Here is a 19,042-nt window from a genome sequence, read left to right as displayed (position 1 = left end):
ACCAACCACAAGCTCTCTGAAATTGCTGCAATATGTACTCTTCTTTCTCATCGCATACATATGAATTTATTATAATATAGCTCTGTTTTTTAACAGCTGAGCGAGCCACTTGCGCCTTTTGAGTAATCCAGCTCCAGTGGCAAGAATACTCGGTGGCTTCGCGCCTTCCAGCGAGGCAAAAAGCGCCTCTACGTCAGGAGCTCCATCCCCCTCGCATTCTGAGCGAGCCACTTGCGCTTTTTATAACAAAATGTTTTGCAAGTTATTATATCATATGGAAAAACGTTTGCAAACTACATCAAAATAGTAAAGCTAATGACCGTAGAGATGAGGCCTAAAAGAACACCTGTAATGCAGATGGGGTATGTCCATGTGAAAGAATACGTTTTATATATTCTTTCTTTTTTATCTATTGCTGATTCTTCTTCTTCAATTAAAGATTCTACCTTTTTATTTGTTCCAAATACTTTTTGGAAAGCGTACATTGTTATGTTGAAAAATCCACTTTGAAATAGAAATAAAAAACCTCCCAAAATAATAAAAAATAATGCAATGTAAAACATGATATTGACAAAATTCAACAAAAAATGAGCTGGAAATAGGAATGCACCAATGCTAGAAACGATTATTGCTAATAATATTAATATACAAGTGTGAAGATAAAGTCTATTCAAAATGTTCCCCTCCGTCAAAATATTACTAGAATTATTATACTATAAAAGTTATAATGAGTACTAGGGATAATTATTTGAAAATTATACGCAATTTTGTATTTTCTTTCAATATGATGAGAGCAATGTTAAGTACCTCATTTACAAAAAATAAAAAAAATAAACATTTTATTAAAAATTTTAACAAAAAAACAAAAAACTATATTCACAATCGTCACATTATATGTATAATGAAAATTGTAGAAACTTGGAGATTATTCTTTCAATTCTGCTTTTTATCAAGTGGGGGTACAGGAGGTGCAATTAGGGGAGGTAGTACAATATGAAGAAAAAGATACCACTAATACTTGCATCGACATTGACGGTCAGTATGCTTGGCGCTTGTAGTTATCAGCAAGAGGATACGAAAGCGAGTACGAAAGAAGGCAGTGCTTTAGGCAAACAAGTACTAAATTTACCTGAAGCTGCTGAAATTCCGACAATGGATACAACATTATCAACAGATGCGGCATCTTCTAACATAATGAATAACACAATGGAAGGATTATATCGCCTTGGAAAAGACGATAAACTCGTTCCAGGTGTGGCAAAGTCTTACGAGAAAACGGAAGGTGGTAAGAAGTACGTATTTAAATTACGTGATGATGCGAAGTGGTCTAATGGGGAACCTGTAACAGCTAAAGACTTTGTATATTCTTGGAGACGAGCTGTCGATTCAAATACAGGTACAAAATTTGCTTACATATTATTCGATGTAAAGAATGCAGAAAAAATTAATAAAAAAGAGTTGCCAGTTGAAGAACTTGGCGTAAAAGCAATTGATGATCACACGCTAGAAGTGGAATTAGACAACCCTGTTCCTTACTTTGTTAGCTTAACGGTATATCCAACATTCTATCCATTAAATGAAAAGTTCGTAAAAGAACAAGGGGATAAATTTGGATTAGAATCTAATACGACGCTCTATAACGGTCCGTTCGTCTTAAATGAGTGGAAACATGAACAAAGTTTCCAGCTTAAGAAAAATGAGACGTACTGGGACAATAAAGTAGTGAAGCTGGAAGAAGTAAACTTCAATATTCTAAAGGATCGTTCAACTGCAATAAATTTATATGAAACAAATGCAATTGATCGTGTCGTATTGACATCAGAATTTGTAGATAAATACAAAAAAGATTCTGATTTCAAGACAATTAAGAAACCTTCTACACAGTTTATTCGTTTAAACGAAAAGAACAAGTTCTTAGCGAATAAGAACATCCGTAAAGCAATATCAATGGCCTTTGAACGTGAAAATATCGGGAAAGTTATTTTAAACGATGGTTCACAGGGGATATACGGTTTTGTTCCGAAAGGTTTAGCGAAAGGACCAAATGGAAAAGACTTCCGTGAAGAAAATGGAAATCTGATCAAAGAAGATATAAAAGAGGCTCAAAAATATTGGGAAGCTGGTAAAAAAGAACTTGGTGTTGATAAAGTAGATTTAGAGTTGCTGAACTTTGATACAGATGATGCTAAGAAAATCGGTGAGTATTTAAAAGGGCAATTTGAAAAGAATTTACCAGGCTTAACAATTTCAATGAAAATGCAGCCATTTGCACAAAAATTAAAACTTGAAGCAAGTGGAGAATATGCAATGTCGTATGCAGGATGGGCCCCAGATTATATGGATCCGATGGCATTCCTAGATATGTATACAACAGGAAATCCGCAAAACAAAGTCAACTATGCAAATCCAGCATATGACGAATTAATTAAGAAGGCAAAAGTAGAGACAGATGTACAATCTCGTTGGGATGCACTGTTGAAAGCTGAAAAACAATTGTTGGATGATGCAGCAATTGCTCCAGTATATCAACCAGGAAAAGCATATTTACAACGCAGCTCTATTACAGGGTTGCTAGAACATAAATATGGTGGCGAATTTAGCTACAAATGGGTTGAAGTCAAAAAATAAAAATGGTTTCCATCATGAATAAGGGTATATGCCTATGATGGGCATATGCTCTTATTTTAAAAAATAAAAGTAAGAATATTTCAAACTATCTTATTGCTTTTGAGAAAAATGGGGAGGTGCTTGATTATGGGACGTTATGCATTAAAACGTTTCGTGTACATGGCTTTGACATTATTTTTAATCACTACGTTGACATTCTTTTTAATGAAATTACTACCGGGTTCTCCGCTTAAGAACCAAGAGAAATTATCTCCGGCGCAAAAAGAAATCATTTTGGAAAAATACGGTTTAAATGATCCGGTACCAGTGCAATATGCGCGCTACTTAGGAAACTTAGCAAAAGGTGATTTAGGAGTATCATTCCAGTACGATAACCGTCCTGTAACGGATATGATTGTTGATCGTATTGGACCATCGGCACAGCTTGGTTTACAAGCAATCTTGTTAGGTACATTTATTGGATTAATCTTAGGGATTATCGCAGCGCTTCGTAATAATACATGGGTCGATTACGGGGCAACCATTATTTCTGTACTCGGAATGTCGGTACCATCCTTTGTATTTGCGGCGTTACTACAATATTTTGTAGGGGTAAAACTTGGTTGGTTCCCAGTTGCATTCTGGAAAGGTCCTGAATTTACAGTCATGCCAACGGTTGCTTTATCGATGGCAGTTACTGCGACAATTGCACGTTTCGCTCGTGCGGAGTTAATTGAAGTAATGCAAGCAGATTATATTTTAACAGCAAAAGCAAAAGGAATTAGTCAAGGTGTCATTATTATAAAACATGCACTTCGTAATGCATTGATTCCAGTTGTTACAATTTTAGGACCAATGGTTGCGGGATTAATTACAGGGACGCTTGTTATTGAACAAATTTTTGCTGTACCTGGACTTGGGGAGCAATTCGTTAAATCGATAACATTAAATGACTATACAGTTATTATGGGAACAACAATTTTCTATAGTGCAATCTTTATTTTAGTCATCTTTATTGTGGATATTTTATACGGAATTATTGATCCTCGTATTCGTCTAGCGGGAGGGAAAAAATGATGAAAGATGTACAAAAATTATCTCCAGATTTATTTCAACCAGCCAATCAAAGCAATGTTGATAATGAAGTCATTGCCCGTCCAAGCTTAACTTTTTGGCAAGATGTAAGAAGACGTTTGTTCCAGCATAAAGGGGCAATGTTTGGTCTTGTATTACTGATTATTATTACACTTATGGCAATTTTAGGACCGATGGTAAGTAAACATTCCTATAAAGAACAAGACTTAGGCCGTGCAAAAATGCCACCAAAAATTCCAGTGATCGAAAATATTCATTGGTTACCGTTTGATGGTACAGATCAATATGGTGTTGATCAATATGAGAAACGTGATATTAAAGAGTATTTCTGGTTTGGTACAGATGATCTAGGGCGTGACTTATGGACAAGAACATGGGAAGGAACACGCGTATCATTATATATCGCCCTGTTAGCGGCGGCGATTGATTTAGTAATTGGGGTTGCATATGGAGGTATTTCAGCGTTCTACGGTGGACGAGTAGATAATATTATGCAGCGTATCATGGAAATTATTAATGGTATTCCGTATTTAATTATCGTTATTTTGATGGTAATTATTATGGGTTCAGGTATTTGGTCAATTACACTTGCGATGGCAATTACAGGTTGGATTGGAATGTCGCGGATTGTACGTGGACAAGTATTAAAATTAAAAAACCAAGAATATGTATTAGCATCTCGTACGTTAGGTGCAACAAACACACAATTAATTGTGAAGCATTTAATTCCGAACGTAATGGGACCAATTATCGTTATGACAATGTTTACAATTCCTACAGCGGTGTTTGGTGAAGCATTCTTAAGCTTCATTGGTCTTGGTATTCAGCCGCCAACTGCATCACTTGGTTCTCTTGTAAATGATGGATATAAGTCAATTCAAACGTATCCACATATGATGTTCATCCCTGCGGTTGTCATCAGTATGTTAATTTTAGCATTTAACTTAATGGCAGATGGATTACGCGATGCGTTAGATCCAAAAATGCGTAAGTAAACGAGGGAGGAGAAGTGAAAATGAAAACATTGTTAGAGGTAAAAGATTTACAAGTCTCCTTTGATACACATGCTGGTGAAGTACAAGCTGTTCGCGGAGTTACATTTGATTTGAAAAAGGGAGAAACATTAGCGATTGTAGGAGAATCTGGTTCTGGGAAATCAGTTACTTCGAAAGCGCTAATGGGATTAATCCCAAATCCTCCAGGACGTATTAAAAATGGAGAAATTGTCTTTGAGGGTCGTGACTTAACAAAATTAACGGAAAAAGAAATGCAGCAAGTACGCGGGAAAGAAATTGCAATGATTTTCCAAGATCCGATGACATCACTAAATCCAACGATGACAATCGGTAATCAAATTATGGAAGGTCTTATTAAACACCAAGGGATGAGCAAAGCGGATGCGCGTAAAGTTGCGTTAGAACTGCTTGATCTTGTTGGAATTCCAAATCCAGAAGCACGTTTAAAGCAATACCCACACCAATTCTCTGGTGGTATGAGACAGCGTGTTGTTATTGCGATGGCATTAGCTTGTAATCCGAAACTATTGATTGCGGATGAGCCGACAACAGCACTTGACGTTACAATTCAAGCACAAATTTTAGAGCTTATGAAGGACATTCAACAGAAAACAGAAGCGGCGATTATTTTCATTACGCATGATTTAGGTGTAGTAGCAAACGTTGCGGACAGAGTTGCTGTTATGTATGCAGGTAAAGTCGTTGAAATTGGTACGGTTGATGAAATTTTCTACAACCCAAAACACCCGTATACATGGGGATTAATCGCATCTATGCCAAGTTTAGATGGTTCAGAAGCAGAGTTATATGCAATTCCTGGAACACCTCCAGATTTATTAAAACCGCCGAAAGGGGATGCATTTGCACCACGTAACCCACAGGCACTAAAAATTGACTTTGAAATGGAACCACCATTATTTAAAGTTAGTGATACACATTATGCGGCAACATGGTTACTTCATGAGCAAGCACCAGAAGTACAACCGCCAGAAGTCGTTCAAAAACGAATTCTTCAAATGAAAGCAGGTGAACAACATGACTAATCAACGTGAAAAATTAATTGAAGTAAAAAATGTAAAGCAGCACTTCAACGTTAGTGGTGGTGTTGTAAAAGCGGTCAACGACATTTCATTTGATATTTACCGCGGTGAAACATTTGGACTTGTAGGGGAATCTGGTTGCGGAAAATCAACAACTGGTAGAACGATTATCAGGTTATATGATGCAACTGCTGGTGAAGTATTGTTCGATGGTGAAAACGTACATGGTAAAAAATCACGTACAGAACTAAAGAAATTTAATCGTAAAATGCAAATGATTTTCCAAGATCCATACGCATCATTAAATCCTCGTATGACAGTTGGAGATATTATTGCAGAAGGCATTGATATTCACGGTTTAGCAAAAAGCAAAAAAGAACGTATGGATCGTGTGCATGAATTATTGAACACAGTTGGGTTAAATAAAGAGCATGCCAATCGTTTCCCGCATGAGTTCTCTGGTGGACAACGTCAACGTATCGGAATTGCTCGTGCACTTGCGGTAGAACCAGAATTTATTATTGCGGATGAACCAATTTCAGCACTTGACGTATCCATTCAGGCGCAAGTTGTAAACTTACTGAAACAACTGCAAAGAGAAAAAGGCTTAACATATTTATTCATTGCCCATGACTTATCGATGGTAAAATACATCAGTGATCGCATTGGTGTTATGTACCGCGGACAAATTGTTGAATTAACAAGCAGTGATGAGCTATACGAGAATCCAATTCATCCGTATACAAAATCACTATTATCAGCAATTCCGCTTCCAGATCCGGATTATGAACGCAATCGTAAGCGTATCGTATATGATCCATCTCAGCATCAATATGGTAATGAAACGCCTACTATGCGAGAAATTCGCCCTGGACATTTTGTTCTTTGTTCAGAAGCAGAATACAAGAAATATAAAGAAATCTATCAATAATAGAAAAGAAGCGGCTGGAGAGGTCGCTTCTTTTTTATATAAATACAAATAAGAAAACTGATATAAACCCTTTCTTATTGGATGGGAGAGAGGATCCGTCCAAGCGTAGAAGCGGTCAGGTCTTTTTTTCGCCCCATGCCGAGTGAAAACAAAAGGAGAGAAGGAAAAGCTGGAGTAGAGATTTCAGCAATAGAGTGGGGTGATAGAAAAATAGTAACTGAAGTTTTATCGGCGCAAATCCAAATATATCGCCCGTTCCTCAAAATATATCGCCGTTCCGATAAAGAACAGCACAAAAACAGGTTGGAGAAGGCTTTCTCCAACCTGTTTTTTCTGAATATCAACATTAATATTAAGCTTGAACAGGAGCTGATTCTTCAGAAGTCTCCGGTTTAACAAGTGCATAATTTTCCCATGCTCTGCTTTTCCAGCGGAAGAACATAATGATGGCGCGTGTCCATTCATCAATCGCAATGGCTAACCAAATGCCGGGCAGTCCCATGTGCAAATAAAATACAAAAAAGTAGCCAAGTGGTAAACTCATTAATACCATTGAGAATGCGCCAATTAAAACTGGATATTTTGCATCACCTGCTGCGCGCAAGGAATTAATGATGACAATATTCATCGTTCGGCCTGTTTCTAGTAGAATACTTAATAAAAGAACGGTTGCTCCTAGAGCGATGACATGAGGATTATCTGTAAATAACCCCATTAACTGCGTGCGAAATGTTATGACGAGAATGACCATACATAACGTAACACCAATGGCCCACTTTACACTTTTCCATACACGTACATATGCTTCGTCTTTCTCATTTCCACCGACTAAACGCCCAACAATGATTGCTGTTCCCATTCCGATGGCGATAGCGAATAAGTAAGTAAACATTGAAATATTTGTTGCATACTGTCTTGCAGCTAATGATTCTGCTCCTAAGTATGTCGCATAATATAAAAAGACAATTTGACATGCTTGGTACATAACTTGTTCAAAAGCCGCTGGAATACCAATCTTTAAAATCTTGCCGATATATTCTTTTGATAATGTAATGTAGTAGTTCAACTTCACGCGATATTCCATGACGCGGTATAGTAACCAGAAGAAGACAATGAGTGCGATTAAACGGCTGAAAGATGATGATATAGCAGCACCTTGAACGCCCATTTCTGGAAAACCGAATTTCCCGAAAATAAGTACATAGTTTCCAGAAATATGAAAAATGTTCATTCCTAATGAAATCAACATTGCTTGTTTTGTAAATCCATGAACACGAATAATGGCAGCCAGTGAATTGATAATGGCTTGAAGAAAGATTGCTCCCCCAACAATTGATAAATAATTTTGTGCGTAAGTTAATACGTCACCTTGTAAATTCATCGCCATCATCATATTTTTCGAAAATAAAAGAAAACCGGCGCTTATGATGAGCCCGACTCCTAAGTTTAATGTTACCGCTAAAGCTGATATTTTTGATGCTTCCATATATCGTTTAGAACCAAGGTATTGAGAAACAACAATTGCGGCCCCGTTTCCGACTACTTCTAGTACTAATATTGCGATATGAAGGTATTGATTCGCTGCCCCAACACCTGATACCGCGTCATCTGATAGTGCACTTAGCATAAAAGTATCAGCAATCCCCATTAACATAAAAAGAAAAACCTCTAAAAAAATGGGCCATGTTAAGAAAAATAAATTTAATTTTTCTCCCTGCCCTTTTTTGGACGTAATCTCTGTCATATCATCCCCCACTTTACCGATATCCTTTTTGAAACAAAATGTATCTTAACACACTTCAGCAACACTTGCATTCATTTTGCAGCTTGGTTATTGAACTACCCCCACCTTCACTTCATTTAGAGGAGGGGGTCTTCTCGGTTGAAATGATAAATATATATTTCGAAAAAATAGGACATATATAAGTACAAATTGAAAAACCAATAAAAATCCTTTTTTTTGGTTGGGAGAGAGCGTCCGTTCATGCGTAGAAGCGATCATCCCCTTTTTTCGCCCCATGCCGCGTGAAAACAAAAGGAGAAAAGGAGTGGAGATCTTCTTTTATTTTCAAAGCTGTGACTTATATGTTGAAAGATCAAAATGGTGCATATTAGAAGGGAATAATTATACAAAAGATATTATGTGATATAAAATTAATTATACTCTGATAATTTAGGTGATTATAAAAACAGGTATATTTAGCATTTCAGGCAGGAAAATAAGTAATATAAAACGTTTACAGAAAATATTATGTTAATAGAAAATTTTAATAAGATAGAAAAACAAATATACAAATAATATATTTATATGTATAATATGAATTATTAGAACATATAAATATTTCTTTCTGTTTGAAAATGAAAGGGCCAACATTTTTTTAGGGGGATGAAAAAATGAAGAAAAAAGTACCAGTTTTAGTAGCGTCGACATTAGCGATGAGCATGGTTTTAGGAGCATGTAGTTATCAAAAAGATGAGTCGCAAGCGAAAGCAAAAGGGGAAAGCGGCAATAATAATGCGAAACAAGTTATAAATTTAACTGAAACACAAGAAATTCCAACGATGGACACAGCGTTATCAGCTGATGCAGTATCATCGCGAGTAATGAATAATACGATGGAAGGGCTATACCGCCTTGATAAAGGGGATAAACTCGTTCCAGGTGTAGCGAAATCAAGTGAAAAATCAGAAGATGGAAAAAAGTACACGTTTAAATTACGCGAAGATGCGAAGTGGTCAAATGGAGATCCTGTAACAGCGAAAGACTTTGTATATGCTTGGCAACGAGCAATTAATCCAGATAAAGCAGCAGTATCAGCATATATTATGTTTGATGTTAAAAACGCACAGAAAATTAATAAAAAAGAAATGACGCCAGATCAATTAGGTGTAAAGGCTATTGATGATTATACATTAGAAGTAGAATTAGAACATCCAGTTCCTTACTTTGAAAATTTAATGATTTATCCACTGTTTTATCCTGTAAATGAAAAGTATGCGAAAGAGCAAGGGAACAAGTTTGGTCTAGAGGCAAACACAACACTATATAATGGACCATTCGTATTAAGTGACTGGAAGCATGAGAGAAGTTTCCAAATCAAGAAAAACCCATCATACTGGGACAATAAAGAAGTGAAGCTAGAAGAAGTGAATTTTAATATTGTAAAAGACATGGCAACAGCGATTAATTTATATGATACAAAAGCGATAGATCGTGTTATTTTGAGATCTGAGTTTGTTGATAAATATAAAGGGGACAAAGATTTTAAAACTGCAAATGAAGCTTCTGTATTCTTCCTTCGTTTCAATCAGAAAAATGAAGCTTTAGCAAATAAAAATATACGTAAAGCAATCTCTCTTGCTTTTGAACGTAAACCACTTGTTGATACGATTTTAAACAATGGCTCTACTGAAGCGACGGGATTAATTCCAAGCAAATTTATAACAGGGCCAGATAAAAAAGACTTCCGATCTGAAAATGGGGAGTTAGTAAAAGCGAATGCGAAAGAAGCAAAGAAATATTGGGAAGCAGGCAAAAAAGAATTAGGTAAAGATAAAATTGAAGTTGAGTTGTTAAATGACGATGTAGATTTATCTAAGAGAATAGGGGAGTATTTAAAAGGTGAGTTAGAAAAGAACTTACCAGGTTTCACGCTGAAAATTAAGCAACAGCCATTTGCACAAAAGCTTAAACTTGAAGAAAGTGGAGACTATGACATGACATTTGCTGGATGGAGTCCAGACTTCCCAGATCCAGTAACTTACCTTGATATGTTTATAACAGATGGCGCGCAAAATAAAATGAAATACTCTAATCCGAAATATGATGAAATTATCACGAAAGCAAAGACGGATGGAAGCGATGTAAAAGCGCGCTGGAATAGTTTACTTGAAGCAGAAAAAATGCTTATGGATGATGCAGCAATTGCTCCTGTATATCAACGTAGTGCGGCTTATTTACAAAGAGGAACAGTTAAAGATATTTATAAGCATAATTATGGCGGAGATTTAAGCTTCAAGTGGGCATCTGTCGGAAAATAATTTAAAAAGAAGCAGGGAATTTCCTGCTTCTTTTTAGTATGTCCGTTTTTTATAAATCCCTTTGCCGCCAACTTGCTTCCATCCAGATTGTATTTCCGCACTTTTATCAACAAATTTCATTTTCTCTTTCCCACCAAATAGCTTTTCACCGATGCTATTCGTAATGACACCAATCAATGCTGTAATTCCGATGACGAGGGCAGCGACAATTGCAAAATCAATAAAAAAAGCAACCATATGAAAATTCCCCCTTTGCCTGTCTGTATCATTATTGTATGAGAAAAAAAGTTAAAAAGAAAGAAAAGTTAGAAAATAATTATTTTACTTAAAAATAGTCTAGACAATAATAATGAGGTTTGATAAAATTAACAAGAACAAACGTTCTTTTTCGTGACTGTTTTACATAGCAGTAAGTCTTACATTTCACCATTGTTTTATCAGAAAAAGGTAATAAAGCGCTATCGGAAACATGTGGTGAAGTACATTATATGAAAGAGAGTCTATCAAAAAAATAGTTCTAAAGACGTATACGAATGGGATATAGGGCTTATGTCTTCAAGTAGTTATGCCAGCTTTACTGGTCCTAAGCAACAGTTAAAGACATATGGTGTTTTCCCTATTAGTAAGGAAATTTACTGTATATTTCTTTCTGAATCTATTGTATAATGATTATAGAAGTTACTTATTTAAAGTAATTGTTGTTTAATAAAAGTTGCTTGCTCATAAGTTGTTGTTTACATCGAAAGCAATTTTTCATTTTGTTGTAAGACAAGTCATAGTGAAGGATTGCTGGGAAATAGAAATTTAAACTGTAATTAGTACAGAATTTGTACTCTTTAAGGAGAGTGAGTCTTGTATGGTAACACTATATAGTTCTCCAAGTTGTACGTCTTGTAGAAAGGCGAAATTATGGCTAGAGGAAAATCATATTCCTTATACAGAACGTAATATTTTCTCAGATCCATTAACGATTGAGGAAATTAAAGAAATTTTACGGATGACAGAAAGCGGAACGGATGAGATTATTTCAACTCGTTCGAAAGTTTTCCAAGAGTTAAACGTTAACTTAGAATCTTTACCACTTCAAGATTTATATAAGATGATTCGTGACTACCCAGGCATTTTACGTCGTCCTATTATGATTGACGAAAAACGTCTTCAAGTAGGTTATAACGAAGATGAAATTCGTCGTTTCTTACCACGTACAGTAAGAACATTTCAGTTACGTGAGGCACAGCGTCTTGTAAATTAATATTAAAAGTTTTGTATATGAAAACCTTCTACCTTACAGTAGAAGGTTTTCTCATATATTAAGTAGTTGTCTCAGTATTTGTAGATAACTCCATTTTGATTTTTCGACACATTAGCTGCGGCTATGAAAACAAAAACAGTTCTCCACTTATTTCCTCTTTTTGTTTTTTACATGGCATGGGGCGAAAAAAGGAACTGACCGCTTCTATGCATGGCCGGATGCTCTCTTCCACCCAAAAAGAATGGTTTGATGTTGGTTTTTCAATTTGGATTTATATAAATCTATATCAAATCAAGAAATACAAGTTTTACTTTACATTCCCTAATTTGATATGCTGAACAATAAACCCGATTGTTAATACTGTGAAAATAAAGAGGAAGGGTATACTTGTTGCAAAGGTCGGGTTATGCTGGAAAAAGTTCGCAAGTCTCGCTTCATGGGTGATCATTCTGCCAGCCGTGTAAGCAAGAACTGCTCCTCCGCAATAAATGAGAAAAGGAAACCGCTCCATAAATAGTAAGATGAGTTTGCTTCCCCAAATAATAATAGGGATGGAAATTAATAATCCGATAATTACGAGTGTAAAATTTCCATGAGCCGCTCCAGCAATCGCAAGGACATTATCAAAACCCATAACGAGATCGGCAAATACAATTGTACGGATTGCTTGAAATAATGTCGTTTTTCCTTGTATAGAAGAAAGGTCATTATTATTGTCGGTTAGTAAATTTACGGCAATCAGTGTAAGTAAGATGCCGCCAATAAGTTGTAAGAAGGGAATATCGAGTAAGTATACAGCAAGTATTGTAAGGAGAATTCGCAGCACGATTGCTAGGACCGTACCAATAAAAATAGCTTTATTCCGTTTAGATTCAGGTAAGTTTCGGCTTGCAAGCGCAATTACAATTGCGTTATCACCGCCTAGTACAACATCGATACCGACAATCATTAGTATAGATGTCAAAAAATCTAACTCCATCATTTTTCCTCCATTTATTCTGTTTTAATCAGTAATATAGGTGCAGCTGTATGTATGAAACGAAAAAGCTTGACCAGCTCTATTACAATTGTACGGCGCTAGGTGGAATTGTATGTCCGATTTTTTATTAAGAAGGAATGAGGGAGTTTATATCGCAAGTGTATATAATGGAATATATAAGAGGAAGGAAGTATGATGTATTAGCATAGAATAATCTAGGCGAATGACTGTTTTTCTAAAATGAAACGATTTTATTTCCATTCTGGAGAATCTTATCATAAAATGAAAGTACAAGAATCTATTGATTTGTCATATGAGTGGGGAATCCCTTCATAACAATTCCGAATAGGAAGGGAGAGTTGGATTTTGGACATTGAAAGAATTAACGATCATACGATGAAGTTTTTTATTACGTACGTTGATATAGAAGATAGAGGGTTTAATCGAGAAGAGATTTGGTACAATCGTGAACGAAGCGAACAATTGTTTTGGGAAATGATGGATGAAGCTCGCGATCATGATGATTTCTTTATTGATGGGCCACTATGGATCCAAGTACAGGCGATGGATAAAGGCATTGAAGTACTTGTAACGAAAGCACAGCTTTCAAAAGATGGACAAAAATTAGAATTACCAATAGGTCTAGATAAAATCATTGATATTCCTCTAGATGAGCGGATTGAATCACTATTTCAACAAGAGTTAGAGGAAGAGATGGAAGCGGGAACAAACTTTAACGAAGATGGAACATTTGGCTTTTTAATTAAATTTGATGATTTTGAAGACGTTATTTCGTTAAGTCATCGTCTTATATTTGAAGATATAAAAGATGAATTGTATTCGTTTGAAGACCGCTATTATGTATATGTTGAATTTGATGAAGTGCTACACGATGAAGAAGAAATTGACCGTATTCTAAGTGTTATTTTAGAATATGGGGAAGAGTCTACTTTAACGGTTCACCGTGTAAGTGAGTACGGTAAACAGGTTGTTAAAGAACACGCACTTGAGACGATTCGCAGTCATTTTCCTCCTAAAACGTAGGCCGATTTCAATATTATGAAATCGGCTTTTTATATGATGGGTATGATAAGAGTAGAAAAGCTATGTAAGTAAGGGGGGTAGGAATGAAAAATACATTAAAGTTACTTTTCTTTTTTCTAGGTTTATTCACAGTGTTTGTTTCGTTACGAATGTTTATTGATGTAGCATTTTATTCGGATGTTATAGGCATAAAGGATATTTCGTTTTTAGGATTTATAAGTATTGTATTTACTGTTTCTGCATTTTTAATTGGCTGTGTTATTTTCTTGGAAAATCGGCATCCATCTAAAACATTGACATGGTTAATTGTACTCGGTATTTTTCCTGTATTTGGTTTCTTTGCGTATTTATTGTTTGGACAAAATTTCCGCAGAAAACGAATGTTTCAAAAGAAGGCTCTTTTGGATGAACAAGCTTTCTTACAGTACAAAGGACATGAAGATTATCAAGAACGCATTTTACAGAATCATAAACATCAAGAACTGCTATTTCGTTTAGCGGATCGGCTTGGTGCGTTAAATATTTCATTTCAGACAGAAACAAAAGTGTTAACGAATGGGGATGAAACGTTTCAAGCAATTTTAGCAGGATTGCAAAAAGCGAAGCATCATATCCATATGGAGTATTATATTGTACGTGATGACAAGCTTGGTACACAAATTAAAGACATTTTAATTCAGAAGGCACAGGAAGGTGTTACCGTCCGTTTTTTATATGATGCGGTTGGAAGTTTTAAGCTGTCAAATGCTTATATCGATGAATTAAACGATGCAGGTGTCGAGATGATTCCTTTCTTTCCAGTGCGTTTTCCGATTTTGAACGATAAAATTAATTATCGAAATCACCGAAAAATCGTTGTCATTGATGGGAATGAAGGTTTTGTGGGCGGACTGAATATTGGTGATGAGTATTTAGGGAAAAATAAATATTTTGGATTTTGGCGAGATACACATTTGTATTTACGAGGTGAGGCCGTTCAAAGCCTGCAACTCATATTCGTACAAGACTGGTTCTATATGACAGGGGAAGCAGTATTAGCACCTGAGTATTTACAGGTGGAAGCAGTGGATGGCGATCATTGGGGCGGTGTCCAACTTGTCGCAGGTGGGCCAGATAATAAATGGGAGACAATTAAGCATCTTTATTTTGCGATGATCGCTTCGGCAAGGAAGTCTATATGGATTGCTACACCTTATTTTATTCCAGATGATGATATTTTATCTGCATTAAAAGTAGCAGCTCTTGCGGGCATTGATGTCCGTTTATTAATGCCGAGTAAACCGGATAAACGAACGGTGTTTTATGCATCAAGGTCTTATTTTCCGGAGTTATTAGATGCAGGGGTAAAGGTATACGAATATGAAAAAGGTTTCCTTCACAGTAAAATTGTCATTGTCGATTCTGATTTAGCATCAATTGGGACAGCGAATATGGATATGAGAAGCTTTCATTTAAACTTTGAGGTGAATGCCTTTTTATATGATACAGATAGTATTCGAAAGCTTGTTAAGGATTTTGAAGAGGATTTGCAAGAATCCAGTGAAATTCATGTGGATCATTTTCATAAACGCCGCCTTCATAAGCGAATTGTAGAATCGGCATATCGTTTATTATCACCTTTATTATGAGGAGGATGTTCTTACAAGGACGTCCTCTTTTTGTCTAAAAAGGAATTTGTAATGAATTGTAGAATACAAAGCGGTATAGAAAGGATGTGGTATTATGTTTGTTGCAAGGAGAGAAAATGGAGGGAAAGTTCACCTTCTTGAAAGCTGCAATGAAAAGGAGCTACTTGCAATGCGAAAGAAGGAACGCTTTTTTTGCCCGATTTGCAGGCGAGAGGTGCAGCTCAAGTTAGGGAAGCAAAAGAGATGGCATTTTGCTCATAAAAAATTAAATCAGTGCCTCGTTTCATCTGAGCCTGAATCCGCTTATCATATGCGCGGGAAGGAACAGTTATATAGATGGCTCAAGTCGCAAGGATTTCATGTAAAAATCGAACATTACCTCCCAGAGATTCGCCAAAGACCCGATCTGTTTATTGAAATGAAAGGAAGACAGATTGCAATTGAATATCAATGTGCCTCTTTATCCACTGAGCAGTTATTAAAACGAACGCGTTCCTATTGGGAAATAGGGATACAAATCATTTGGATATTAGGTGGAAATCAACTGAAAAGGCACTCTGCTTATTGGATCTCATTATCCTCGTTTCATTTTCTCTGCATACAATCTTATCCTCAGCCTTCACTTCTCTTTTTTTGTCCAAATGAAAAATCATTTCTGAAATGCGAACTTCTTACCCCGTTTTCTGCAAAGGTTTATTTATCACAGATCATTTATTGCCCGGTACGTACCATCACTTTTGAGAAACTCTTTTGCCAAGCACCAATTACGAAAGAACGATTGGAGCGGGAATGGCAGAATAAAAAGACCTACTTTCGAACGAATGTCCTTCCAATATGGAATTATAGTCATAAATCACTTTTACATCTTCTATATCAATATCACCTTTCTCCCTCTTGTTTTCCATCTGAAATTGGTGTTCCTCTTCCATCTGCATTTGCATTTCAAACGCATCCTTTTGTATGGCAGGCTTTTCTTTGTATAGACTTTATTGGCAAATTTAAAATTGGAGAATATTTTTCATTACATGCTGTTTTTTACTATGTAAATAAAAAGCGTAGTATTCAGAGGCGCACGTTACCGTATTTTTCGCAAAATGTATGGCAATTCGCAATCGTAGAGTATGTAACATTTTTATGTAAAGCGGGAATGATTGAAAAGGTGGATGTGCATAAGTACCGAAAAATAAGGCAATTTATGATGCCGAAAACAGAAGGAGAAATCAAAGAATACGATGCGATTTGTTTGTCGCATGCGCTATCTTTATTCGAAACAAAGTACAACATGGGAAAAGGAAAAGCGGATATAATAAAGGAGTATCCTGAAGGAATTACATAAGCAGAATCGAATTGTACTAGTAGAGATTAAAAGGAGGTTTTTATTGATGTCTAATCAAAAAACAGCAAAAACATTGCCAGACCGCAGTGAGATTGAAGAAATGAACACATGGCGTTTGGAAGATGTTTTCCAAACTGATGAAGAATGGGAAAAAGAATTTCAAGCAGTAAAAGAATTACTACCAAAGTTAACTGAATTTAAGGGGAAACTTGGTGATTCTGCTGATTCATTATTAGAAGCTTTACAATATGAAGATGAAGTCTCAATGAGATTAGGAAAATTATATACATATGCTCATATGCGTTACGACCAAGATACAACAAATTCTGCTTATCAAGCGCTGAATGATCGAGCAACAAACTTATATTCTCAAGCGTCCAGCAGCATGGCGTATATCGTTCCTGAAATTTTAACAATTTCAGAAGAACAATTACAGTCGTTCTTACAAGAAAATAAAGAATTAAGCGTATATGAACATGCGTTAGAAGAAATTACACGTCAGCGTCCGCATGTACTGTCAGAGGCGGAAGAAGCATTGTTAGCAGAAGCATCTGAAGTCATGAGTGCATCAAGTAGTACATTTGGTATGCTTAATAATGCAGATTTAAAATTCCCATCTATTAAAGATGAAAATGGTGAGGAAGTAGAAGTAACGCACGGCCGTTATATTCAATTTTTAGAAAGTGATGATCGTCGTGTTCGTCATGATGCATTCCAAGCTGTTTTCGAAACGTATGGAAAATATAAAAATACATTTGCAAGCACACTTAATGGTGCAGTGAAACGTAATAATTTCAACGCGCGTGTTCGTAAATATGATTCTGCACGCCAAGCTGCGTTAAGCAATAATAATATTCCTGAAACAGTATATGACCAACTTGTTGAGACAGTAAATGATAACTTACATTTATTGCACCGTTATATTGATATTCGTAAACGTGCATTAGGTCTAGAGGAATTACATATGTACGATCTATATACACCACTTGTACCAGAAGTGAAAATGAATGTGAAATACGAAGAAGCGCAAGAAATTTTATTAAAATCATTAAACGTCCTTGGTGATGAGTATGTTGAGATTTTGAAAGAAGCATATGAAAACCGCTGGGTAGATGTATATGAAAACAAAGGAAAACGAAGCGGTGCGTATTCATCGGGTGCATATGGAACAAATCCGTATATTTTAATGAACTGGCATGATAATGTAAATAATTTATTTACACTTGCACATGAGTTTGGTCATTCTGTGCATAGCTACTATACAAGAAAAACACAGCCACATGTATATGGTGACTATTCCATATTCGTTGCGGAAGTTGCATCAACTTGTAACGAAGCAATTTTAAATGATTACTTATTAAAAACGACAGAAGATAAGAAAGAACGTTTGTATTTATTAAATCATTATTTAGAAGGATTCCGCGGTACAGTATTCCGTCAAACAATGTTTGCAGAATTTGAGCACATCATTCATAAAAAGGTACAAGAAGGTCATGCAGTAACGCCAGATATGTTAACGGAAATTTACTATGATTTAAATAAAAAATACTTTGGAGATGCTTTAGTCATCGATAAAGAAATTGGTTTAGAGTGGTCTCGTATTCCACACTTCTATTACAATTATTATGTATATCAATACGCAACAGGATTTAGTGCGGCAACAGCTTTATCAAAACAAATTTTAGAAGAAGGAAAACCAGCCGTAGAGCGTTATATTAACGAATTCTTAAAAGCTGGAAGCTCCGACTATCCAATTGAAGTATTGAAAAAAGCAGGAGTAGATATGGCATCACCAGAGCCTGTTAAAGAGGCATTACAAGTATTTGAAGAGAAGTTAAATGAATTAGAAGCGCTATTATTTGAAGGTAAATAATAGCGAAAGAGGGAAGGCGGGAGTGGAGATTCTCGTCTTCTTTCTTTTTAGCTATGTTAAATAATATTGTTGATTTCAGTAAAAAGTAAGGGAACACCTATTTATGGAGTTCCCTTTTTTCGTTAAAGCCCCCGATTATTAAATAAAAAAATCAGTCAAAGGCGATGTTAAACTATCGTGTTGATTATTTATTCCGCTAT

General features: G+C 35.9%; 17 protein-coding genes and 1 other annotated feature (1 of these 18 running past the window's edge). Of the genes, 13 read left to right on the top strand and 4 right to left on the bottom strand.

Going from position 1 to position 19,042, the window contains the following annotated elements; genetic code table 11:
• Positions 1 to 60 (bottom strand) — a binding site (T-box leader) (it extends 160 nt beyond the left edge of the window).
• 233 nt (positions 61 to 293) lie between these two features.
• A complete protein-coding gene (locus ACM6HU_RS05110) occupies positions 294 to 629 on the bottom strand; it encodes a DUF3899 domain-containing protein (RefSeq protein ID WP_375337739.1) in 336 nt (111 codons plus the stop codon).
• Between the two features lie 155 nt (positions 630 to 784).
• Between ACM6HU_RS05110 and ACM6HU_RS05105 the strand changes: the two genes are divergently transcribed.
• The 7 genes from ACM6HU_RS05105 to ACM6HU_RS05075 all read left to right on the top strand — a co-directional run bounded on the left by ACM6HU_RS05105 (position 785) and on the right by ACM6HU_RS05075 (position 7,085).
• The gene (locus ACM6HU_RS05105; RefSeq protein WP_033671046.1) at positions 785 to 997 is read left to right on the top strand and encodes a hypothetical protein; all 213 of its coding nucleotides are present in this window, start codon (positions 785 to 787) and stop codon (positions 995 to 997) included.
• Positions 994 to 2,628 (top strand): peptide ABC transporter substrate-binding protein, encoded by a 1,635-nt coding sequence (locus ACM6HU_RS05100; protein ID WP_414848050.1) that lies wholly within the window; start codon positions 994 to 996, stop codon positions 2,626 to 2,628. Before ACM6HU_RS05105 ends, ACM6HU_RS05100 begins: the two co-directional genes overlap by 4 nt.
• Before the next feature lie 126 nt (positions 2,629 to 2,754).
• Positions 2,755 to 3,684: an oligopeptide ABC transporter permease gene (opp3b, locus tag ACM6HU_RS05095; RefSeq protein ID WP_016113777.1), complete on the top strand. Its 930-nt coding sequence runs from the start codon at positions 2,755 to 2,757 to the stop codon at positions 3,682 to 3,684.
• Positions 3,681 to 4,697, top strand: coding sequence for an oligopeptide ABC transporter permease (opp3C, locus tag ACM6HU_RS05090; RefSeq protein ID WP_016113778.1), 1,017 nt, complete (start codon positions 3,681 to 3,683; stop codon positions 4,695 to 4,697). Before opp3b ends, opp3C begins: the two co-directional genes overlap by 4 nt.
• Before the next feature lie 20 nt (positions 4,698 to 4,717).
• Positions 4,718 to 5,761 (top strand): ABC transporter ATP-binding protein, encoded by a 1,044-nt coding sequence (locus tag ACM6HU_RS05085; RefSeq protein ID WP_016113779.1) that lies wholly within the window; start codon positions 4,718 to 4,720, stop codon positions 5,759 to 5,761.
• Positions 5,754 to 6,689 (top strand): ABC transporter ATP-binding protein, encoded by a 936-nt coding sequence (locus ACM6HU_RS05080; RefSeq protein WP_016113780.1) that lies wholly within the window; start codon positions 5,754 to 5,756, stop codon positions 6,687 to 6,689. The genes ACM6HU_RS05085 and ACM6HU_RS05080 overlap by 8 nt, the downstream gene beginning before the upstream one ends.
• 81 nt (positions 6,690 to 6,770) lie before the next feature.
• Entirely contained in the window at positions 6,771 to 7,085 is a 315-nt protein-coding gene (locus ACM6HU_RS05075) for a hypothetical protein (protein ID WP_088094168.1), read from the top strand.
• Here the strand turns inward: ACM6HU_RS05075 and ACM6HU_RS05070 are convergent.
• On the bottom strand, positions 7,042 to 8,433 hold the full coding sequence (locus ACM6HU_RS05070) for an MATE family efflux transporter (protein ID WP_088094169.1): 1,392 nt from the start codon (positions 8,431 to 8,433) through the stop codon (positions 7,042 to 7,044). The genes ACM6HU_RS05075 and ACM6HU_RS05070 overlap by 44 nt on opposite strands.
• A 650-nt stretch (positions 8,434 to 9,083) precedes the next feature.
• On the opposite strand from ACM6HU_RS05070, the gene ACM6HU_RS05065 reads away from it, so the two are divergent.
• Positions 9,084 to 10,730, top strand: coding sequence for a peptide ABC transporter substrate-binding protein (locus ACM6HU_RS05065; protein ID WP_088094170.1), 1,647 nt, complete (start codon positions 9,084 to 9,086; stop codon positions 10,728 to 10,730).
• A 33-nt stretch (positions 10,731 to 10,763) separates the two neighbouring features.
• On the opposite strand, the gene ACM6HU_RS05060 is transcribed toward ACM6HU_RS05065, so the two are convergent.
• Complete coding sequence (locus tag ACM6HU_RS05060; RefSeq protein WP_016113783.1) at positions 10,764 to 10,967, bottom strand: hypothetical protein; 204 nt, start codon at positions 10,965 to 10,967, stop codon at positions 10,764 to 10,766.
• Positions 10,968 to 11,586: 619 nt separating this feature from the next.
• Here ACM6HU_RS05060 and spx point away from each other — a divergent pair.
• Positions 11,587 to 11,982 carry a transcriptional regulator Spx gene (spx, locus tag ACM6HU_RS05055; RefSeq protein ID WP_000258267.1) on the top strand — a complete coding sequence of 132 codons (396 nt, stop codon included), beginning with the start codon at positions 11,587 to 11,589 and terminating at the stop codon, positions 11,980 to 11,982.
• A 307-nt stretch (positions 11,983 to 12,289) separates the two neighbouring features.
• Here the strand turns inward: spx and ACM6HU_RS05050 are convergent, their stop codons facing one another.
• Entirely contained in the window at positions 12,290 to 12,961 is a 672-nt protein-coding gene (locus ACM6HU_RS05050) for a TerC family protein (RefSeq protein WP_016113784.1), read from the bottom strand.
• A 366-nt stretch (positions 12,962 to 13,327) separates the two neighbouring features.
• Between ACM6HU_RS05050 and mecA the strand changes: the two genes are divergently transcribed.
• From mecA to pepF, 4 genes are all read left to right on the top strand, one after another.
• Positions 13,328 to 14,005, top strand: coding sequence for an adaptor protein MecA (mecA, locus tag ACM6HU_RS05045; protein ID WP_016113785.1), 678 nt, complete (start codon positions 13,328 to 13,330; stop codon positions 14,003 to 14,005).
• Positions 14,006 to 14,088: 83 nt separating this feature from the next.
• Positions 14,089 to 15,633, top strand: a complete 1,545-nt coding sequence (gene cls / locus ACM6HU_RS05040) for a cardiolipin synthase (protein WP_016113786.1) — start codon at positions 14,089 to 14,091, stop codon at positions 15,631 to 15,633.
• 94 nt (positions 15,634 to 15,727) lie between these two features.
• Entirely contained in the window at positions 15,728 to 16,969 is a 1,242-nt protein-coding gene (locus ACM6HU_RS05035; protein WP_016132593.1) for a competence protein CoiA, read from the top strand.
• Positions 16,970 to 17,015: 46 nt separating this feature from the next.
• The gene (pepF, locus tag ACM6HU_RS05030; protein WP_016113788.1) at positions 17,016 to 18,842 is read left to right on the top strand and encodes an oligoendopeptidase F; all 1,827 of its coding nucleotides are present in this window, start codon (positions 17,016 to 17,018) and stop codon (positions 18,840 to 18,842) included.
• Positions 18,843 to 19,042: the final 200 nt, after the last annotated feature.

The sequence above is a fragment of the Bacillus sp. IT-79MI2 genome, from assembly GCF_949768135.1.
GTDB lineage: Bacteria > Bacillota > Bacilli > Bacillales > Bacillaceae_G > Bacillus_A > Bacillus_A pseudomycoides.
The sequence above is the reverse complement of the archived record's forward strand: the minus strand, read 5'-3'. Positions and strand labels throughout refer to the sequence as shown.